This window comes from Pseudochelatococcus contaminans, from assembly GCF_014195635.1.
Taxonomy (GTDB): Bacteria; Pseudomonadota; Alphaproteobacteria; order Rhizobiales; family Beijerinckiaceae; genus Pseudochelatococcus; species Pseudochelatococcus contaminans.
This window is the reverse complement of record NZ_JACICC010000005.1, coordinates 198,388-215,103: the sequence shown is the minus strand read 5'-3', so window position 1 is coordinate 215,103 and position 16,716 is coordinate 198,388. Positions and strand designations below refer to the sequence as shown.

At 60.8% G+C, this 16,716-nt stretch carries 14 protein-coding genes and 1 pseudogene; 8 read left to right on the top strand and 7 right to left on the bottom strand.

What is annotated here, in order from left to right; genetic code table 11:
* Positions 1-92: 92 nt before the first annotated feature.
* The 3 genes and pseudogenes from FHS81_RS11540 to FHS81_RS18705 form a co-directional block, all read left to right on the top strand.
* Positions 93-854 (top strand): glucose 1-dehydrogenase, encoded by a 762-nt coding sequence (locus FHS81_RS11540; protein WP_183753126.1) that lies wholly within the window; start codon positions 93-95, stop codon positions 852-854.
* Positions 851-982, top strand: a complete 132-nt coding sequence (locus FHS81_RS19275) for a hypothetical protein (RefSeq protein WP_343052479.1) — start codon at positions 851-853, stop codon at positions 980-982. The genes FHS81_RS11540 and FHS81_RS19275 overlap by 4 nt, the downstream gene beginning before the upstream one ends.
* Before the next feature lie 24 nt (positions 983-1,006).
* Positions 1,007-1,228: pseudogene (locus tag FHS81_RS18705) on the top strand (carboxymuconolactone decarboxylase family protein); the annotation flags it as partial.
* Positions 1,229-1,374: 146 nt separating this feature from the next.
* Here FHS81_RS18705 and FHS81_RS11530 read toward each other — a convergent pair.
* The 6 genes from FHS81_RS11530 to FHS81_RS11505 form a co-directional block, all read right to left on the bottom strand.
* Positions 1,375-1,929, bottom strand: a complete 555-nt coding sequence (locus FHS81_RS11530; protein ID WP_183753124.1) for an RNA polymerase sigma factor — start codon at positions 1,927-1,929, stop codon at positions 1,375-1,377.
* 279 nt (positions 1,930-2,208) lie between these two features.
* Positions 2,209-3,081, bottom strand: coding sequence for an ABC transporter ATP-binding protein (locus tag FHS81_RS11525; RefSeq protein WP_183753122.1), 873 nt, complete (start codon positions 3,079-3,081; stop codon positions 2,209-2,211).
* On the bottom strand, positions 3,068-4,051 hold the full coding sequence (locus FHS81_RS11520; protein WP_183753120.1) for a FecCD family ABC transporter permease: 984 nt from the start codon (positions 4,049-4,051) through the stop codon (positions 3,068-3,070). Before FHS81_RS11520 ends, FHS81_RS11525 begins: the two co-directional genes overlap by 14 nt.
* On the bottom strand, positions 4,048-5,016 hold the full coding sequence (locus FHS81_RS11515; protein ID WP_246374977.1) for a FecCD family ABC transporter permease: 969 nt from the start codon (positions 5,014-5,016) through the stop codon (positions 4,048-4,050). The genes FHS81_RS11520 and FHS81_RS11515 overlap by 4 nt, the downstream gene beginning before the upstream one ends.
* A 64-nt stretch (positions 5,017-5,080) precedes the next feature.
* Complete coding sequence (locus tag FHS81_RS11510) at positions 5,081-5,971, bottom strand: iron-siderophore ABC transporter substrate-binding protein (protein ID WP_246374991.1); 891 nt, start codon at positions 5,969-5,971, stop codon at positions 5,081-5,083.
* A 59-nt stretch (positions 5,972-6,030) separates the two neighbouring features.
* Positions 6,031-8,397, bottom strand: coding sequence for a TonB-dependent receptor (locus tag FHS81_RS11505; protein ID WP_183753114.1), 2,367 nt, complete (start codon positions 8,395-8,397; stop codon positions 6,031-6,033).
* Here FHS81_RS11505 and FHS81_RS11500 point away from each other — a divergent pair.
* Complete coding sequence (locus tag FHS81_RS11500; protein WP_183753112.1) at positions 8,396-8,617, top strand: hypothetical protein; 222 nt, start codon at positions 8,396-8,398, stop codon at positions 8,615-8,617. The two genes, FHS81_RS11505 and FHS81_RS11500, sit on opposite strands and share 2 nt — an antisense overlap.
* 22 nt (positions 8,618-8,639) lie before the next feature.
* Here the strand turns inward: FHS81_RS11500 and FHS81_RS11495 are convergent, their stop codons facing one another.
* Positions 8,640-9,434 (bottom strand): helix-turn-helix transcriptional regulator, encoded by a 795-nt coding sequence (locus FHS81_RS11495; RefSeq protein ID WP_183753110.1) that lies wholly within the window; start codon positions 9,432-9,434, stop codon positions 8,640-8,642.
* 152 nt (positions 9,435-9,586) lie between these two features.
* Between FHS81_RS11495 and FHS81_RS11490 the strand changes: the two genes are divergently transcribed.
* From FHS81_RS11490 to FHS81_RS11475, 4 genes are all read left to right on the top strand, one after another.
* Positions 9,587-10,675, top strand: coding sequence for a DmpA family aminopeptidase (locus FHS81_RS11490; protein ID WP_183753108.1), 1,089 nt, complete (start codon positions 9,587-9,589; stop codon positions 10,673-10,675).
* Positions 10,676-10,734: 59 nt separating this feature from the next.
* A complete protein-coding gene (locus tag FHS81_RS11485; RefSeq protein WP_183753106.1) occupies positions 10,735-12,180 on the top strand; it encodes an APC family permease in 1,446 nt (481 codons plus the stop codon).
* Between the two features lie 412 nt (positions 12,181-12,592).
* Entirely contained in the window at positions 12,593-14,413 is a 1,821-nt protein-coding gene (locus FHS81_RS11480) for a sigma-54-dependent Fis family transcriptional regulator (protein WP_183753104.1), read from the top strand.
* 113 nt (positions 14,414-14,526) lie between these two features.
* Positions 14,527-16,704: a hydantoinase/oxoprolinase family protein gene (locus FHS81_RS11475; RefSeq protein WP_183753102.1), complete on the top strand. Its 2,178-nt coding sequence runs from the start codon at positions 14,527-14,529 to the stop codon at positions 16,702-16,704.
* Positions 16,705-16,716 lie beyond the last annotated feature (12 nt).

Here is a 16,716-nt window from a genome sequence, read left to right as displayed (position 1 = left end):
TTTCTTTCAAGTCATCACAATCATCCGCAAATTATCATGAAAAATGCGATGGATTACAACGCTTGTGACGCCATCAGCCTAAGGAGCAAGACGTGTCGCAATCGCGTTTCAGCGGAAAAACCATTCTCGTCACAGGAGCAGGCACAGGAATGGGGCGCGCCGCCTCTCTGCGCCTGGCGCAGGAGGGAGCACAACTCGTGCTCATCGGCAGACGGCCCGCGCCTTTGGAAGAACTGACGGCGGAGATAGAAAGCGCCGGGGGCAAAGCCTTGGCCATTACCTGCGACATATCTCGCAATGAAGAGGTGTCGGCAGCAGTCGCGCAGGCGCTGACCCGGTTTGGAAGCATCGATGGCCTTTTCGCCAATGCCGGCATATTGGGAAACATCAAGCCATTGGCAGAAACCGAAACCGATGATTTCGATGCCCTGATCGACATCAACCTCAAAGGTACGTTCCTGACGATCAAGCATTGCCTGCCCGCGATCAAAAACGGCGCGATCCTCATCAATGCGTCGTGGACTGCGGGTGGTGTGATGCCCTGGGTCGGTGCTTATGCCAGCACGAAAGGCGCGCTCCTTGCGCTGATGCGCACCCTTGCCGTGGAGCAGGGGCCTCGCGGTGTCCGGGTCAATGCCATCAATCCCGGCATCATCCTGACGCCGATGGCCGAAGATATTTCTGATCCTGCACTACTGGCAAAACTTGCCGAACATACGCCGCTGCGAAGAAACGGAGCGCCTGACGATATTGCCGGCACCGTGGCATGGCTTATGTCCGACGACGCAGCCTTTGTAACCGGGCAGGAAATCACGGTCGATGGCGGTTTCACGCTTGGAGGGCTTCGGCTTTGAGGTGCGACACAACAGATGTCGGCCGTGCGTTGGCGGAAAACCTCAATCCGGGTGTGGAGGAGACGCTTGAAAGCCGCTACGGGCATCTTCTGCCCGGCATGGCCGAGAGCGTCGTGGATTTTGCTTAGGGTCGGCAATATGCCCGTCCCGGCCTTGCGCTTCGCGACCGCTATCTGGCAACGATTGCCGCACTGACAGCACAAGGCGGACAAACGCGCCCGCAATTACAAATCAATATCAGAGCTGGCCGTAAAGCCGGGTTGAGCCGGCAGGAGATTGCCGAGGTCATCTGGCAAATGGCGCTCTATGGCGGGTTTCCTGCGGCGATCAACGCTCTCAACGCGGCTCTGGAGACATTTGCCGCCGAGGAGTGACCACACATCCTGCGTCTGACGGCCAGACTGGTGCGATCTGCGGCACGTATTCCATGCGGCGGATCGCACTTCTGCGGCTACCTGAACATGCTGGTGACATCGCCTTTACGCTCTCTTCCGAACGCTGAAGTCATCCGAAGTCGCGTTTAGTTGTCGATTTGCATCAGGCAGTCGAGGCAGTGCGCGAGGGCGCGGCGCAGATGGCGGTCCACCATGTTGCGGGTTATTCCCAGCTTCACGGCAATCTCGTCGGGAGAGAGGTGGTGGAACCTATGCAGGATGAAGGCCGCACGGCGGCGCTGTGGCAGCGCGCGGATTGCATCGCGCAGGATAGCGATCCGTGCCTCCGTCGCCAGCGCGTGATCCGGCGCATGTCCCTCGGCAACGACCGCATGGGCTTCATGCTCGGTACCGGAGAAAAGCCGCGCCTCAAAGCTTTCCCGGCGGAAGCGGTCTATGCCAAGATTGATGGCAGCCCGACAGAGAAATGCTCGCACCGAGCGCTTTTCGCGCAGCACATCGGGCTTTGCGGCAAGCTTGACGTAGAGATCGTGAACAATATCAAGCGATGCGCCCCGCGAGTGGCCGCGCCGCCCGACAGCCGCGACGATCTCTTCATAATGAGCTTCGATCGCGCGATTCAGCAGCTCGTTGCTGTCGACGTCAGTCAAGCCGGGAGAAGAGGCGATCAGTGTTGGCATTGCCGGGATATATCCAGAACCACCCGCGACGCTCTATCGGACATCGACGGTCGCTGCCTGTACAGTTTGAAGCATGCACGGCAGATGCAATGAAGCTATCAAAGCGAAATAAGTCGTTCAATCGCAACAGTTTATAATAGATCCAGATGTGTGGATGCTCCGTGCTGACTAAAACTGAAGTCCGGCCTGCACATCTGCTTTATCATTTGTTTTTCATCGGAATTTTCTGTTGCAGTGGGCTTGGCGTCGATAGCGGCTGAGTATGCGACGGGAGCGATGTCATGTTAAATGTCCGCCACTGTTGTCACTACGCAACATATTACCCGTCCGGTTGCGCGCTCTATCCCGCCGTGGTGCGAGGGGAATGCATAGTGGCGTGCCTGTAACAGGGTCGGGAACGATATTGCCTACCACTCCGAAGACGCGTTCGATCATTGATGCTGTCATCACCTCGTTCGGGTCGCCCTTGGCGAGGATAGATCCGGCTTTCAACATCACCATATAATCGGCGTAGCGGGCAGCCTGATTGAGATCGTGCAGAACAGCTACAATCGTTTTGCCGCGCCGGTCGACAAGATCGGCGATCAGTTCCATGACCTCGATCTGATGCGCCAGATCGAGAAATGTCGTGGGCTCGTCCAGCAACAGAATTGGTGTTTCCTGCGCCAGTGCCATCGCGATCCATGCCCGCTGGCGCTGCCCGCCGGAGAGGCTTTCCAGCGCGCGGTTGCGTAGTTCTTCCATGTTGGTCAGGTGCAAGGCCTCTTCGCATGCGTCGTCATCCTCGCGGCGCCAGCGGCCGAACAGTGACCGATGCGGATAGCGACCCTGTTTCACGAGATCAAGCACGGTAAGGCCCTCGGGTGGAACAGGCCCTTGAGCGAGCATGCCGATGCGCCGGGCAAGATCCTTGACGCCCAGACGGGCGATAGACTGCCCATCGAGCATGACCGCCCCGTTTCCGACATTGAGAAGCCCCGCGAGCGCGCGCAGGATGGTGGATTTACCGCTGCCGTTCGGGCCGATAAGCGCCGTGAACGCCTGGCCTGGAATAGACAGCGCCAGATCATCGACGATGATCTCGTTGCCATAGGCAATTGTCAGGTTCGAGGCCGTGAGGTCTGGCGGGCGTTCGGCGTCAGGCCGGGACATGGCGGCGCCTCCATAGAAGCCAGCCGAAGAAGGGAGCGCCGATCAGCGCCGCTACAAGCCCGGCTGGGAGTTGCGCCGGCGCGACGATCGTACGGCCCAGCAGGTCGGCTGCCATCACCAGAACACCGCCGGTGAGGGCGGCGACCGGAAGCAAGCGGGAATGACCGGGGCCAGCGATGAATCGCGCGATGTGCGGCGCGACAAGGCCGACGAAACCGATCAATCCCGCAAATGCGACCACAGCGCCGGCTATGAGCGTGCACAGAACGATCGCCATGCCGCGTGCGTGCTCCACCCGTTGGCCCAGCGCGCGCGCTGTCTGATCGCCCAGACGGATGAGATCGAGTTCGCGCCAGAACATGCAGGCCAATGCCAGCGGCGGCGCAATCCAGAGCAACAGGGTGCGCACACGGTGCCAATCGCCGTCATGCACGCTCCCGGCCAACCAGATCATGGCCCGCTGCACATAGCGGATGTCGCCGAAGGCCATGAGAACAGTCGTGCCCGCGCCGACAACGGAGCCCACACCGATGCCGATGAGAATGACACGCAGCGATGAGGTTCCTTGACGCCACGACAGTGCATAGACAAGCGCAGCCGTGGCGCTCGCGCCCGCAAAGCCGGCCCAGGGCAGGAAAGCGATGGAAACGGCGGGAAACGCCACGATCAGCACGGTGACGAACAGTGCCGCACCCGCGTTGATGCCGAGAATACCGGGCTCTGCCAATGGATTGCGCATCACCGTTTGCACAAGAGCCCCGGCGGCGCCAAGGCCCATGCCAACGAGCAATGCCAGCAGCGCGCGTGGCAGGCGCAGATCAAGCACGATGGTTTCCGTCTGGGGGGCATATCCGGTGTGCAACAGAGCAGCCGTGATATCGCGCCACGACAGCGGCACATCACCGATGGACAGGCTTGCCATCAACAAGGCGACAATCGTGAGGATAAGGCTCGTGAGGATGGCGATCATGATCGTCCTCCAGCGCTGCGACGGGCAAGCCAGATGAAGAACGGTCCGCCGATCAGCGCCATGGTGACGCCGACGGGAAAGCTCTGCTGGGCGAGCAACGTCCGACCAGCCGTATCGGCCAGTACGAGCAACAATGCGCCGCCTAATGCGCTGAAAGGAATGATCCAGCGATAGTCGACGCCGATGCCAAAGCGCACGATATGCGGCACGACGAGGCCGACAAAACCGATTGGCCCTGCCAGCGCCACGGCCCCGCCGGCGAGCAGCGTCACGATGACGATGGCGATGCCGTGCCAGAGCAGCGGGCTTTGGCCGATGGAGCGCGCGGTTTCCCTTCCGAGGCTGAGAGTCATGAACTGCCGCCGCATGATGAGCGCAGCGGCAAGTCCCGACAGGATATAGGGTGCAATTGCCGCCACCTGGGGCATGCTGCGGCCGGAAAGCGAACCGGCTGTCCACAGCCGAACGGTGTCGAGCGTGCCTTGATTCCAGATCAGGATTGCGGTTGTGAGCGATGTCAGGAACGCGGTCAGCGCCACTCCGGCGAGCATCAGCTTGAGAGGAACTGCTCCTGATATGCCTGCGGACCCGAACGCGTGAACCAGAACCGCTGCTGCCGCCGCGCCGCTGAAAGCGTACCAGACATAGGCTGCCCCGGAAGTTGCGTGCATGAAAGTAAGTGCCACGACAACGGCGAAGGCCGCACCTGCATTGATGCCGAGCAGATCCGGAGAGGCGAGAGGGTTGCCGGTGAGCGCCTGCATGATCGCGCCCGCAACCCCCAGGGCCGCTCCTGCCAGCAGTCCGGCCAGCACGCGCGGCATGCGGACCGTCATGATCACGAGATGGTCGCGCGAGCCGTCGAAGTCGATGATTGCGCCGACGACCTGCCGCAGCGGCATCTGCACCGCGCCCTGTGTGATTGACACTATGGCTGCCAGCACCAGCAGGCAGACCAACGCCATGAGCAGAAGAACCTTCGCACTGTCCCCGCACCGGACGCAGCCGCCAATCATGATCCGATCACGCTTAAGGCTCTGTCAGCAACAGGCGCTCGATATCGTCGAGAACCTTGTTCGCGGAAGACAATCCGCTGAACTCCATCCATGTCGCCGCGTCTACCCGATGCGTCCGCCCTGCTTTCACGGCTGGCAGCATCTGCCATAGGGGGTTGGAGATGACTTCCTTATGGCGGCCGCTGCGATCGGAGTCATTGGCTCCGCCAACGATGTAAAGCAGCACGTCGCCATCGAGGTTGGCCAGTTCCTCCCAATCGGGGCGTTTGACAGTCGTATCGCCATGGGTCGTCTCATATGCGCTGCGGCGAATGCCTGCTTCCCGCAGCACCGCGAATGGGCCATAAGCGCCGGGTGTGTCGGGATAAACCTGAAAGTCCCACGGCGTGATGCGCACCACCGACACCCTGACATCCGGCGCTCTCGCGCGGATATCCGCGACGCGTCGGTCATAGGCGGCGAAAGCCTCTCCCGCGGCATCGGCCCGCCCTGTCGCAGCGGCGAGGACGTGGAAGAAGTCCTTCCAGTCCTCCGGCGTCACGAAAAGTGCCGGCGCGATCCGCGAGGCCATTTCATAAGCGCCATCGCCGAGAAAACCGCTGCCGACGATCAGATCGGGCTGCAAGGCAACGATCCGCTCTATACTGGGCTGCGCGAAGGTGCCGAGGTCCGCCACACCCGCGGCCTCAGCCCTGTTCTTCAAGCTGGCGTCGCTCATGCCCGACAGCGGCGCGCCGACGACGGGCAGGCCGAGTTCCAGCGCCATGCCGAGGCTGAAAGTCGGATCGAGTGTGACGATCCGCTGCGGCGTGGACGGCAGGCATAGGGGCGCGCCCATCACGCCCGGCCCGTCATAGCTGCGCCCTTCGCACGCGACTGCCTGCGAGGCGAAGGCGGGTATCATCAGCACACATGATGCGATGACAGCAGCGGAGCAAAGTGAGATGAACGCGCGCATACCGCTCAGAACCGCAACGTGCCGCGCACGCCGACAAGGCGGCCGTCGCCGATGGTGGCGGAAAGTCCGGTCTCGTCGATGCTGGTCAGATACTGCTTGTCCAGCAGGTTGCGGGCGAACAGTGCGACTGTGCCGTATTCGTTTTCATAACCGGCTTGCGCGTTGACCAGCATGAAGGATTTGATGTGGCGGCTGGGTGTGTTGGTGAGGTCGCCCGCGCTGTAGAAACCATCCGTATATGATGCATCGGCGCCGATGAAGAAGCCGGAGCGGTGCCGCCATGTTGCACCGGCGGCAAAGGTGACGGCTGGCGCCTCCGGAAATTCATTGCCTCTGAGGTCGCCAACGGCCGTCACGGCCCGGTCGAACCGCGTCTTCAACAGACCGAGCGAGGAGAAGAGCGTCAGTTCCTCGATCGGCCGCCAGCGTGCTTCTATTTCCGCGCCGTAGGCGTGCGACTTGCCGCTGTTTTCCGTCACCGTCTGGCCCGGGAAGCTCGGATTGTAGGTCAGGATCTGCTGGTTCTTGTAATCGTAGTAGAATGCGTTTGCGTTGAACTGCAGCCGGTTGTCGAACCATTTCGAGCGGTAGGCCAGTTCATACGACCACAGATATTCCGGCGAGACGGTGCGAAGCGTGGTGGTGCCTGCCACGGCCTCGGAAAATCCGGAACGGTAACCTCGTGTTGCGGTGGCTGCTACGGTCTGGTCGGGGGTGATGTCGAAGGCGATACCGATTTTCGGCAGGAACACCGGATTTGTCACGGAGCTTCGCTCGTCGAGGCGGCCATAGACCGGCGTTGGGACGCAGCCCAGCACCATGCACATGCCGACATTGTATTGTGTCGCCGCCAGATCGAGAGCCTCGCCGGTGTAGCGACCCGCAACCCTGTCATGGACGAGGCGGCCACCGCCGAGCAACGTCCAGCGGTCCAGAACGCGATAGCGCAAATCGGCATAGGCGGCGAGCGATGTCGTTGCCGTGTTCGCCTTCAGATCCTGAACCGTTGCCGTTGGAATGCCATAAGGCAGCAGGGCACTGGTGCTGAGATAAGAGTCGATGTCAGTGGTGTATCGACCGGCGAACAGCCCCACGACGCCGGAGAGCTTGGAGCCCGGCGGATCGAAGCTCAGCCGAAGATCCTGCGAGAAATCGCGTCCGTCGCGCTTGTCGCCGCGCTGGAGGATCGCGCCGGCTGGTGATTTGATGCTCAGATCGGTATCCGACAGGGTCGAGAGGGATGTCAGCGTCCAGCCGGGTGCGATTTCATACGAAATATCAGCGCCGTAGCGGTTCACGTATGTATCGCGGAACTCTGCGGCGTAACCCACCGTCGGGTCGAAGCGGCGGGCGAAGAAGTCGGGGCCGGTGACGGCGTTCCAGCCAGGTTTGTCGTGGGTGCGGCTGAAACTCAGCAAGGCCTTGAGACCGGGAACCGCATGCGGCTTTATCAGCAGCTTGGCCCTGATCTGCTCGAACTCATCCTCGCGCAGATCCTTCACGGTGGGATCGGTGTAGGTGATGTCCTTTGTCTCGCGCGAGATCTGCCCGGAGATGCGGAACGCCACCTGATCGTCAACCAGCGGAGCGGACACGGCGAACGCGCCGGAACGCGTCGATAACCCGCCGACGGAGCCGTCTATAATGGCCTCGGGCGTGAAGGTGGGATCTTTGGTCTTGATCAACACACTGCCGCCAAGCGAGTTGCGGCCCTGGAGTGTGGACTGTGGTCCGCGCAACACCTCGACCTGCTCCACATCCCAGAGGCCACGGCTGCCGCGGCGCATGGCCTCGACGTTTTGCGGAGCGCCGTCGATGATTACGGAAATGATGGGAGCGGCCCGGCTGGGCTGCGTCACGCCTTCCGCATTGAGGCCGCGAACGGCAAAACTGTTGTTGCCATCCGCCGTCACGAATGAGCGCGTATTTGCCAGAACGTTGAACGCCTGTGTAAGCGTGGTGATATTGAAGTCGCGCAGGTCTTGTTCTGTGACGACACCGATACTGGTAAATGTACGGAAGTAATCACGGCTGACTTTTTCGCCCTGAACGGTAATCTCGTCAAGCACGAGACTGTTTTCGACAGCACCGTTCACGATGGGCGATGTGGCGGGAACGCCGCTCAGCGCTACCTGTCCGGCTCCCGTGAAGCGGGCGGTGACGCCGGTTCCGGCGAGCACGCGATCAAGCGCCTGTGCGGGCGTCAAGGTGCCGGTCACTCCGCTTGTGGTCTTGCCGCGCGTCAGATCCGCATCGAACAGGATCTGAAGGCCGGTCAATCCCGCCAGGCGGTTCAAGGCCGGTGTGAGGGGGCCGGCAGGAATCGATATGGCTCGCGGAGCCTCCTGGGCAACGGGCGTATTCTGCGCCATGGCAGGCACGGCCCAGTTTGCCGCAAGGATCGTACTTGCGAGTAAAACGTTGCGTCCGCACTTGCTGACATCTTTGAAAACCGCGCCGGTTAATATTTTTGTCGCCACGACATCCCCCAATCACACAGCGTTCGAGGCGCTGCATCCCCTTTACGGTCTGCGTTCAAATGACCTGTTCAGTGGGATGACGATTGGCGAGACGGTTTTGGGACTCCGATGAGAAAAATCTTAAGTCACAGGCATCAGGCTGGTAACGAGGCAAAAAGCGCAAAGACCTCAATCTGGCTGTTCACGCCCAGTTTGTCGTAGAGGTTACGGCGGTGCACTTTGGCCGTTTCTGGTGCGATGCCGAGGTGGGCAGCGATGCCGCGTGTGCTTTGTCCCGACAGCAACAGCAGGGCAGTCTGCACCTCGCGCTCGGTCAGGCGCACCCCTTCAAGCGCGCGCAGGCGTCTTTCCAGCTCGCCGTGATTGGGGCGTTTCGCCGGTGTCTGCAACTCACCCAGAGTTTGCCGTGCCGCATGGGCCAGCAGTGGCAGAACCCACGGGCTGATTAGTGATAATAATCCGTATTCTTCGGCAGTAAATCGCCTCTCAAAGCCAAGGGATAGCGAGAGAACCCCGTGCTGTTCAGCTCCCTGAAAGAACGGAGCAAGCAACTGCACTTCATCTTCGACGACATTTTTAGCAAAATAGGTGTGGAAATACTCGGACTGACGGAACTGCGGCGTGACCACTTCTTCAAGGCGGTGCGGTCCGCTGGCGAAGGGCTGGTTCGCGAAAATATAAAACGGATCATCCTTGTAAAGCCGCAGAAGGTAGTCTCGGAATAGCGCATCCTCCAGATCGTTCGCATCGCCTTCATGCACCAGCAATGGCGGCTCACTCGGGCGGAAAATAAGCAGAACCCAGGAGTTAAAGGCGATTTGCTCGCGCAGGAAAGCCGCGAAAACCGGCCAGAATTCATCACGTCCGAGATAGGCCAGCACATGGCCAAGCCTTTGATGAAAGCTCAGATCCGAGGCCGTGAAATTCATGCACCTCCCCTTTAGGCGGTAGGCGGGGCTACATTTCTACCCCGGTGGGGGAATGGATTTATGCGCCCTTGTGATCATTCTGACATGAAGAAAAACCTTTGGCTCGCCGCAGGTCAAGCCCGGCAGGCCAATTCATAACAGAGTGAGGAATAATGCCCGCCGAACAACCCATTCGCAAACGCGCCAGAGAACTCGGCCTGCCTCTGAAAGGCAAACCGGGACCGCTGAATGCCATCACCGATGTGCCGGGCTTGAGTGTGGGACTAACCACGCTGATCTCTGGCGAGGGGGAACATGCGATCCGCACCGGCGTCACGGCCATCCTGCCGCGCCCTGCGGCCGATCTGCTGCACCCCTGCTGGGCCGGAACGTTTTCGATGAACGGCAATGGCGAGCTGAGCGGCTGCCACTGGATACAGGAATCAGGCTGGTTCAACGGGCCTGTGGTGATCACGAATAGCTGCTCGTTTGGCATTGCGCATCATGCCGTGGCGCGCTGGATGATCCGTGAGTTTCCCAAAAAGATGGGCGAAACCCAATGGCCGCTCCCGGTGGTCGGTGAAACCTTCGACGGCTGGCTGAATGACATCGCGGGCCAGCATGTCACCGAAGCGCATGTCCTTCATGCGCTGGACAATGCCACCACCGGGCCGGTGCCTGAAGGCAATGTCGGCGGCGGCACCGGCATGATCAGCTATGAATTCAAGGGCGGAACGGGCACCGCGTCGCGCATCATCGAAACGCGGGCGGGGGATTTCACCCTGGGGGTGCTGGTGCAGGCCAATCATGGGCTGCGGCCGTGGCTGGAGGTCTGCGGTTTTCGCGTCGGCGATCAGATCACTGAGGACAGGGTGTTCGATACCGAGCGCGGCTCGATCATCGTGATCCTCGCCACCGATGCGCCGCTGACACCTACACAGCTAAACCGGATCGCCAAGCGTATCGGGCTGGGGATGGGCCGCGCTGGCACGCCATCGGGCAACAATTCCGGCGATATTTTCCTCGCCTTTTCAACGGCGAATGACCCAGGCGAGCCACCGACAGCCCCCGAGATCGGGATGCGCGCGCTTGGTGATGAAGAGATGGACGCGGTCTTCCTTGCAACGGTGACCTGCGTCGATGAGGCAATTCTCAACGCAATCTGCCGCGCTGAAACCATGACCGGGCGTCGGGGCCGGGTGGTGCGGGCGATTGATCCTGAGAGGCTGCGCGCGCTGATCGCACCTGCTGGCGAAGCGTGAAACAAACGGCCGCGCGCAGACGCGGCTCATAATAAAAAATAACATATGGAGTAATAACCATGAAGAGGGATGAAGTAACCCGTCAATCCTACGGGAGTGCGGGAGTCGCCGACATTGCCGGAGGTAGCAAGTCGCTACAAGGCAATCTCGGGGTGGGAGCGATTGTTTTTATGGTGCTGGCAGCCGCCGCACCGCTGACGGTGATCGGGGGCAATGTGCCGCTGGCGATCGGCTTGGGCAATGGCGCCGGTGCGCCGGTCGGCTTTGTGGTCGCCGTGGCGGTGCTTTTGCTATTCTCGGTCGGTTTTGTTGCAATGACCCCGTATGTGCGCGATGCGGGTGCGTTCTTTTCCTATGTGACGGAAGGACTTGGCGCGCGTCTTGGTACTGGCATCGCCGCGGTGGCGCTTGTGGCTTATACGGCGATTCAGGTCGGCATCTACGGCTATCTGGGCTGGGCTATGAACGATACGATGCGGATCTATAACGGCCCCAATATCCCCTGGCCGGTCTGGTCGTTCCTTGCCTGGGCGCTGGTGGCGTGGCTGGGGTACCGCAACATCCATCTTAGCGCCAAGGTGCTGGGTCTCGCGCTGGTGCTTGAGGTGCTGATTGTCGTGGTCATGGATCTTGTGATCTTCGGTTCTGGCGGCAATGACGGGATTAACGTTCAATCTTTCAGCCCGGCGGTCTTTACGTCCGGCTCTCTCGGGATTGCCGTGCTTTTTTCGATGACCGGCTTTATCGGCTTTGAATCCACCGCGATTTTCCGCGATGAAGCGCGCGATCCGGCGGTGACGATCCCGCGTGCGACCTATGTCTCGGTGCTGCTGATCGGCAGCTTCTATGCGCTTTCGACCTGGGCGCTGGTGCTTGGTTCGGGCGTCGATAATGTTCGTGGCGCGGCTGAGGCCACGCTTGCGGGCGAGGCAAATCTGCTGCTGGATCAGTCGCAACTCTGGCTCGGCAAGATCGGGCAGGATTGTGTCAATGTATTGTTGCTGACCAGCCTTCTGGCCTGTGTGCTGTCCTTCCACAACGTGATTGCCCGCTATCAGCATGCGCTGGCGCGCAAGGGGCTGTTGTGGGCCCGGCTTGGCGCAGTGCACGATACGCATGCCTCGCCGCATGCCTCGTCGCTGGTGCAAAGCGCTACGGCGGCGGTGATCATTGCAATCTTTGCCCTCTTGCAGCTAGATCCGCTGGTCGAGGTTTTCGGCTCGATGGCCGGGGTGGCGACGCTGGGCATGATCATTCTGATGCTGACCACCTCGTTGTCAGTGCTGGGCTTTTTCCGTGAGCGCCCTGACCTCGTCAAAGGCCGGGTCTGGCAGACGCGTATCGCGCCGACGCTGGCCAGTATCGGCCTTGCGGGCTGCCTCTGGCTGGTGATCTCGAACTTCACTCTGATCACCGGCGGCAGCCTCGGCATCAGCATCGCGCTGGCCGCAATCCCGGTTGCGGCTCTGGCCCTCGGCTGGCTGCGCGGCCCGCAAAGGGGCTGAGGCCAAACTCTCTCCCGGGCCGACCTCCGGCCCGGGATGGTTTTATCGACATATCCGCAAGGACGGCGTTGCCTGAAACCAGTCGATGCAAGACGTCATCTTGCAGTCGCCTGTGCTTCAAAGAGTGGATAACCTTTGCAATCGTCTCTTGCGGGCAGTCATTCTGGGTCATGACCAGTGTCGGGTTGGAATATGCAGGACAATGACTGACCAGACCGGCTACATGAGCCAGAACATGACGGTGCCGAATTTCAACGGGTACCACGTCAAGCCTTAAACACTTCCGATCCCTGTCAGCCCAAAACGTCCCGCCAGCGCCGATGTGGGCAGGGGAAGCTATCGCACGCACTTGACTTGCAGGCCCCATACCGTCTTATGTTTGGAAGGCCTCAATGAAAGGCGCAAAAAAAGAATGACGGAAAGCATCCAGAAGGAGGACTGGGAGCGATTCCGTGCGTTGGGGAGTGTACCCCCCAGCATCCGGGAGATCGTGCTCAGATCCTGGGTCAGATCGCGAGACATCAGAGAGATCGAGACCCGCGAACGCGCACCGAGTGTTGCCCAGGACGAGTTGCAAGCCATTAGAGCGCGCAATGCACGCCTGCGCAACGCGGCGCAGGCGGCCATTCGGCGTGCCGGTTACATGCTCAACGATGCGGGGGCAATCCTGCTCCTGTGCAATCCAGATGGCATCGTCACGGACGCGGCTGGCGATGTCCGGATTTTGTCCCGTGGTGAGGAAAACCACCTGTATCCCGGAGGGCACTGGGACGAGGGAGCCATCGGCACCAACGCTATCGGCACTGCGCTCCATCTGGGCAAGCCCGTGACCATTAGCGGTGTCGAGCATTTCTGCGAGGCCATCCAGCGTTGGTCCTGTGCCGCGGCGCCGATCCATGACCCATTCACTGGTCGCAGGCTCGGCGTGGTGGATATCTCCGGGCCGTCAGGTGAGGCTTTCGCCCAGGTTGCGATATTGTCCGTCACGCTGGCTTTGCAGATCGAGGAGGCGCTGCGAAGCACGGGGTTGCGGGAGCAGAGCCTCATGCTGGAGCAACTGCTATCGCGCAAGCCTTCGCTTTCCGGCGATGCGGTCGTGCTTTTCGACCGCTTTGGCCGGCCCGTCTGGTCGAGCGCAAGTGCGGGCGACGCGACGAAGAGCGCTCTTGGTGGCTGTGCCATTCTTCGCGAGCTGCCCGAAGAAACCGGAGACGATCCTCACCAGCTTGCCGAGAGAATGCAGGAAGCGTTGCCGGATGCCGGCGTCGAGGTTCTTGACGGCGAAGGTGGGCCGCTCGGTGTTCTGGTCTCGATGCGCCGCTCCGGGGGCAGAAGCAGACCTCTTTCTAACCCGGAAATCAGCCTGCGACAGATTGCCGATACCGATCCGGAGATGGAGCGTCTTTGCGCAAAAGCCGTGCGGATCGTCGAAAGCGGGGTGCCGCTGCTGATTGAGGGTGCTGTCGGCAGCGGCAAGGAAACACTTGCTCGTTCGCTGCACGCTCACGGTCCGCTCGCGACGCGGCCATTTGAAATCTTCGATTGCAGCTTGCTGGATTGCGAGACCCTGCGCGCGGGGGCAGATTTCAGCGCGCGCCTCGCACGCCTTGCCAGAATGGGCGGCACGCTCTGTCTTGATGAACCCGCTGAGACGCCGCAAATGGCGCAGCCCCTCGTTGCGCAGGCGCTTGCGCATCTGGTTCGCACGGCGGCAGCGCCGTTGCAGGTACTGACATTATCGTCTGTCTGTCTGGATGAGAAAATGGCCAGCGGAGAGTTGCGCAGTGAGTTGCACTTTCGCATTGCGGCAGCCACCCTGCGATTGCCGAGCCTGGCTGAGCGCCGGGATTCCATCGACAGTCTGGTGCGTGACTTCGCAGCGCTTTACTCCGTCCAGCGCCATGGCAAACCGCTGCGCTTCACCCCGGCGGCAATGATGCGGCTGCGGGCACACACATGGCCCGGCAATTTGCGGGAGTTGCGCAATCTGATTGAATCGCTCTCCGCAACGTCCCTCAACCGGCTGATCGACGTGCCGGACCTGCCCCCGCAGATTACGACGCTTGCAACGCGCCGTGAAGATTCTCTTCGCGAGCGCGAGCGGGCCGATATTCTCGATGCCGTCGCCGCAGCGGGCGGCAACATGTCCGAAGTCGCGCGCCGCTTGGGGATTTCGCGTTCGACGCTCTATCTCAAGCTCGATCAATATGGCGTAGCGCGCCGGCGTCGTTGAGTGCGGTCGTTTGCGGCGCGGCATTGCGTCCGCAGCATGTCCGACGAAATGTTCGAAAACCGGACAACACGGCTATGCTCCCAGAATGCATCCTTTCCTGACGCCACGGACAGATGGCGAAAGGGGAGGAAGAAACTGTGTCATTGGGCAATCAATCCAATCGCAGCGTGCAGGTGCTGGGCATCGACGCCGGCGGAACGATGACTGATACTTTCTTTGTCGACAGCGATGGCGACTTCGTCGTCGGCAAAGCGCAATCGACGCCTCAGAACGAAGCGATCGGCCTGATCGCCAGCGCGAAAGAGGGGCTGGAACACTGGGGCCTCACGCTGGAGGACGCGCTTGGCGAGATTCAGACCGGCGTCTATTCCGGCACCGCCATGCTTAACCGGGTGGTGCAGCGTAAGGGGCTGCGGTGCGGGCTGATCGTGAATGCGGGAATGGAAGATTTCCATCGCATGGGGCGCGCGATCCAGGCCTATCTCGGCTTTGCCTATGAAGATCGCATCCACCTGAACACTCACTACTATGACGAGCCGCTGGTGCCGCGGCATCTGACCCGCGGCGTAATGGAGCGGGTGGACATGTCGGGCACTGTGGTTATTCCGCTGCGCGAGGAAACCGCCCGGCAGGCGGCGCGTGACCTGATCGGGCAGGATGTCGAGGGGATCGTGATCTCCTTGCTCCATAGCTACCGCAATCCAGACCATGAGCGCCGCGTGCGCGATATCGTGCTGGAAGAGGTCGAGAAATCCGGCAAGAAGATTCCCGTCTTTGCCTCGACAGACTACTATCCGGTGCGCAAGGAAACCCATCGCACGAACACCACGATCCTTGAAGCCTACGCAGCCGAGCCATCGCGCCTGACGCTGAACAAGATCAGTTCGGCCTTCAAGGATCATGGATCGAAATTCGATTTCCGGGTGATGGCGACACATGGCGGCACAATTTCCTGGAAAGCCAAGGAGCTGGCACGCACCATTTCCTCGGGGCCGATCGGCGGCGTGATCGGTGCGAAATATCTGGGCGAAGTGCTGGGCTATTCCAACATCGCCTGCTCGGATATCGGCGGCACATCTTTCGACGTGGCGTTGATTACCCAGAACGAACTGACCATTCGCAACGATCCGGACATGGCCCGGCTGGTGCTGTCGTTGCCGCTGGTGGCCATGGACACTGTGGGCGCAGGGGCGGGCTCATACATCCGTCTCGATCCTTATACGAAAGCGATCAAGCTGGGGCCGGATTCCGCCGGCTACCGCGTCGGCGTTTGCTGGGCGGAGTCGGGCATCGAGACAGTGACGATTTCCGATTGCCACGTCATCCTCGGCTACCTCAACCCGGATAACTTCCTCGGCGGGCAGATCAAGCTGGATCGTGAACGTGCATGGAACGCAATGAAGGAGCAGATCGCCGATCCGCTCGGTCTGTCAGTCGAAGAAGCGGCAGCGGGCGTGATCGAGCTTCTCGACAGCGACCTGCGCGACTACCTGCGCTCGATGATCTCGGGCAAGGGCTCGACGCCAGAGGCCTTCGTCTGTTTCAGCTATGGCGGCGCGGGGCCAGTCCATACCTATGGCTACACCGAAGGGCTGGGCTTTGAGGATGTCATAGTGCCGGCCTGGGCAGCCGGGTTCAGCGCCTTTGGCTGCGCGGCGGCGGACTTCGAATACCGTTACGACAAGTCGCTCGACATCAACATCGCGGTCGATGCCTCCGACGACTTGAAGGTGGCCCAGTCCAAAACCTTGCAGGCCGCCTGGCAGGAGTTGAAGGAGCGGGTGCTCGAAGAATTCGAAATCAACGGCTACACCCCCGACAAGGTCAAGCTGCAGCCGGGTTTCCGCATGCAGTATCGTGGACAGTTGAACGATCTGGAAATCGAATCCCCGATCACGGAAGCCCGCACGGCCGAGGACTGGGACAAGCTGGTTGAAGCTTTCAACGAAACCTATGGCCGTGTCTATGCGGCCGCGGCGCGGTCGCCGGAGCTTGGCTATTCCGTCACCGGGGCGATCATGCGCGGCACGGTGCCGATCCCGAAGCCAAAGATCCCGAAGGAAGAACTTGGCCCTGAAGCCCCGCCAGAAGAGGCGAAACTGGGAGTCCGCAAGTTCTATCGTCACAAGAAATGGGTCGATGCGCAGCTTTACCAGATGGAGACGCTGCGACCGGGCAATCGCATCACCGGCCCCGCAATCATCGAATCCGATGCCACGACTTTCGTCGTTCCCAGCGGCTTTGAAACGTTCCTCGATGGGCACCGCCTGTTCCACCTGAAAGAAGTCTGATTTCTCGGGGAG

What these genes read in the sequence shown, in the direction of transcription:
- FHS81_RS11490 (WP_183753108.1), top strand. Translation starts at nt 9,587, where the DNA reads ATGCCCGCCGAACAACCCATTCGCAAACGCGCCAGAGAACTCGGCCTG.
- FHS81_RS11485 (WP_183753106.1), top strand. Translation starts at nt 10,735, where the DNA reads ATGAAGAGGGATGAAGTAACCCGTCAATCCTACGGGAGTGCGGGAGTC.
- FHS81_RS11530 (WP_183753124.1), bottom strand. Translation starts at nt 1,929, where the DNA reads ATGCCAACACTGATCGCCTCTTCTCCCGGCTTGACTGACGTCGACAGC.
- FHS81_RS11480 (WP_183753104.1), top strand. Translation starts at nt 12,593, where the DNA reads ATGACGGAAAGCATCCAGAAGGAGGACTGGGAGCGATTCCGTGCGTTG.
- FHS81_RS11505 (WP_183753114.1), bottom strand. Translation starts at nt 8,397, where the DNA reads ATGGCGCAGAATACGCCCGTTGCCCAGGAGGCTCCGCGAGCCATATCG.
- FHS81_RS11520 (WP_183753120.1), bottom strand. Translation starts at nt 4,051, where the DNA reads ATGATCGCCATCCTCACGAGCCTTATCCTCACGATTGTCGCCTTGTTG.
- FHS81_RS11475 (WP_183753102.1), top strand. Translation starts at nt 14,527, where the DNA reads ATGGCGAAAGGGGAGGAAGAAACTGTGTCATTGGGCAATCAATCCAAT.
- FHS81_RS11500 (WP_183753112.1), top strand. Translation starts at nt 8,396, where the DNA reads ATGGCAGGCACGGCCCAGTTTGCCGCAAGGATCGTACTTGCGAGTAAA.
- FHS81_RS11515 (WP_246374977.1), bottom strand. Translation starts at nt 5,016, where the DNA reads ATGGCGTTGGTCTGCCTGCTGGTGCTGGCAGCCATAGTGTCAATCACA.
- FHS81_RS11525 (WP_183753122.1), bottom strand. Translation starts at nt 3,081, where the DNA reads ATGTCCCGGCCTGACGCCGAACGCCCGCCAGACCTCACGGCCTCGAAC.
- FHS81_RS11495 (WP_183753110.1), bottom strand. Translation starts at nt 9,434, where the DNA reads ATGAATTTCACGGCCTCGGATCTGAGCTTTCATCAAAGGCTTGGCCAT.
- FHS81_RS11510 (WP_246374991.1), bottom strand. Translation starts at nt 5,971, where the DNA reads ATGATACCCGCCTTCGCCTCGCAGGCAGTCGCGTGCGAAGGGCGCAGC.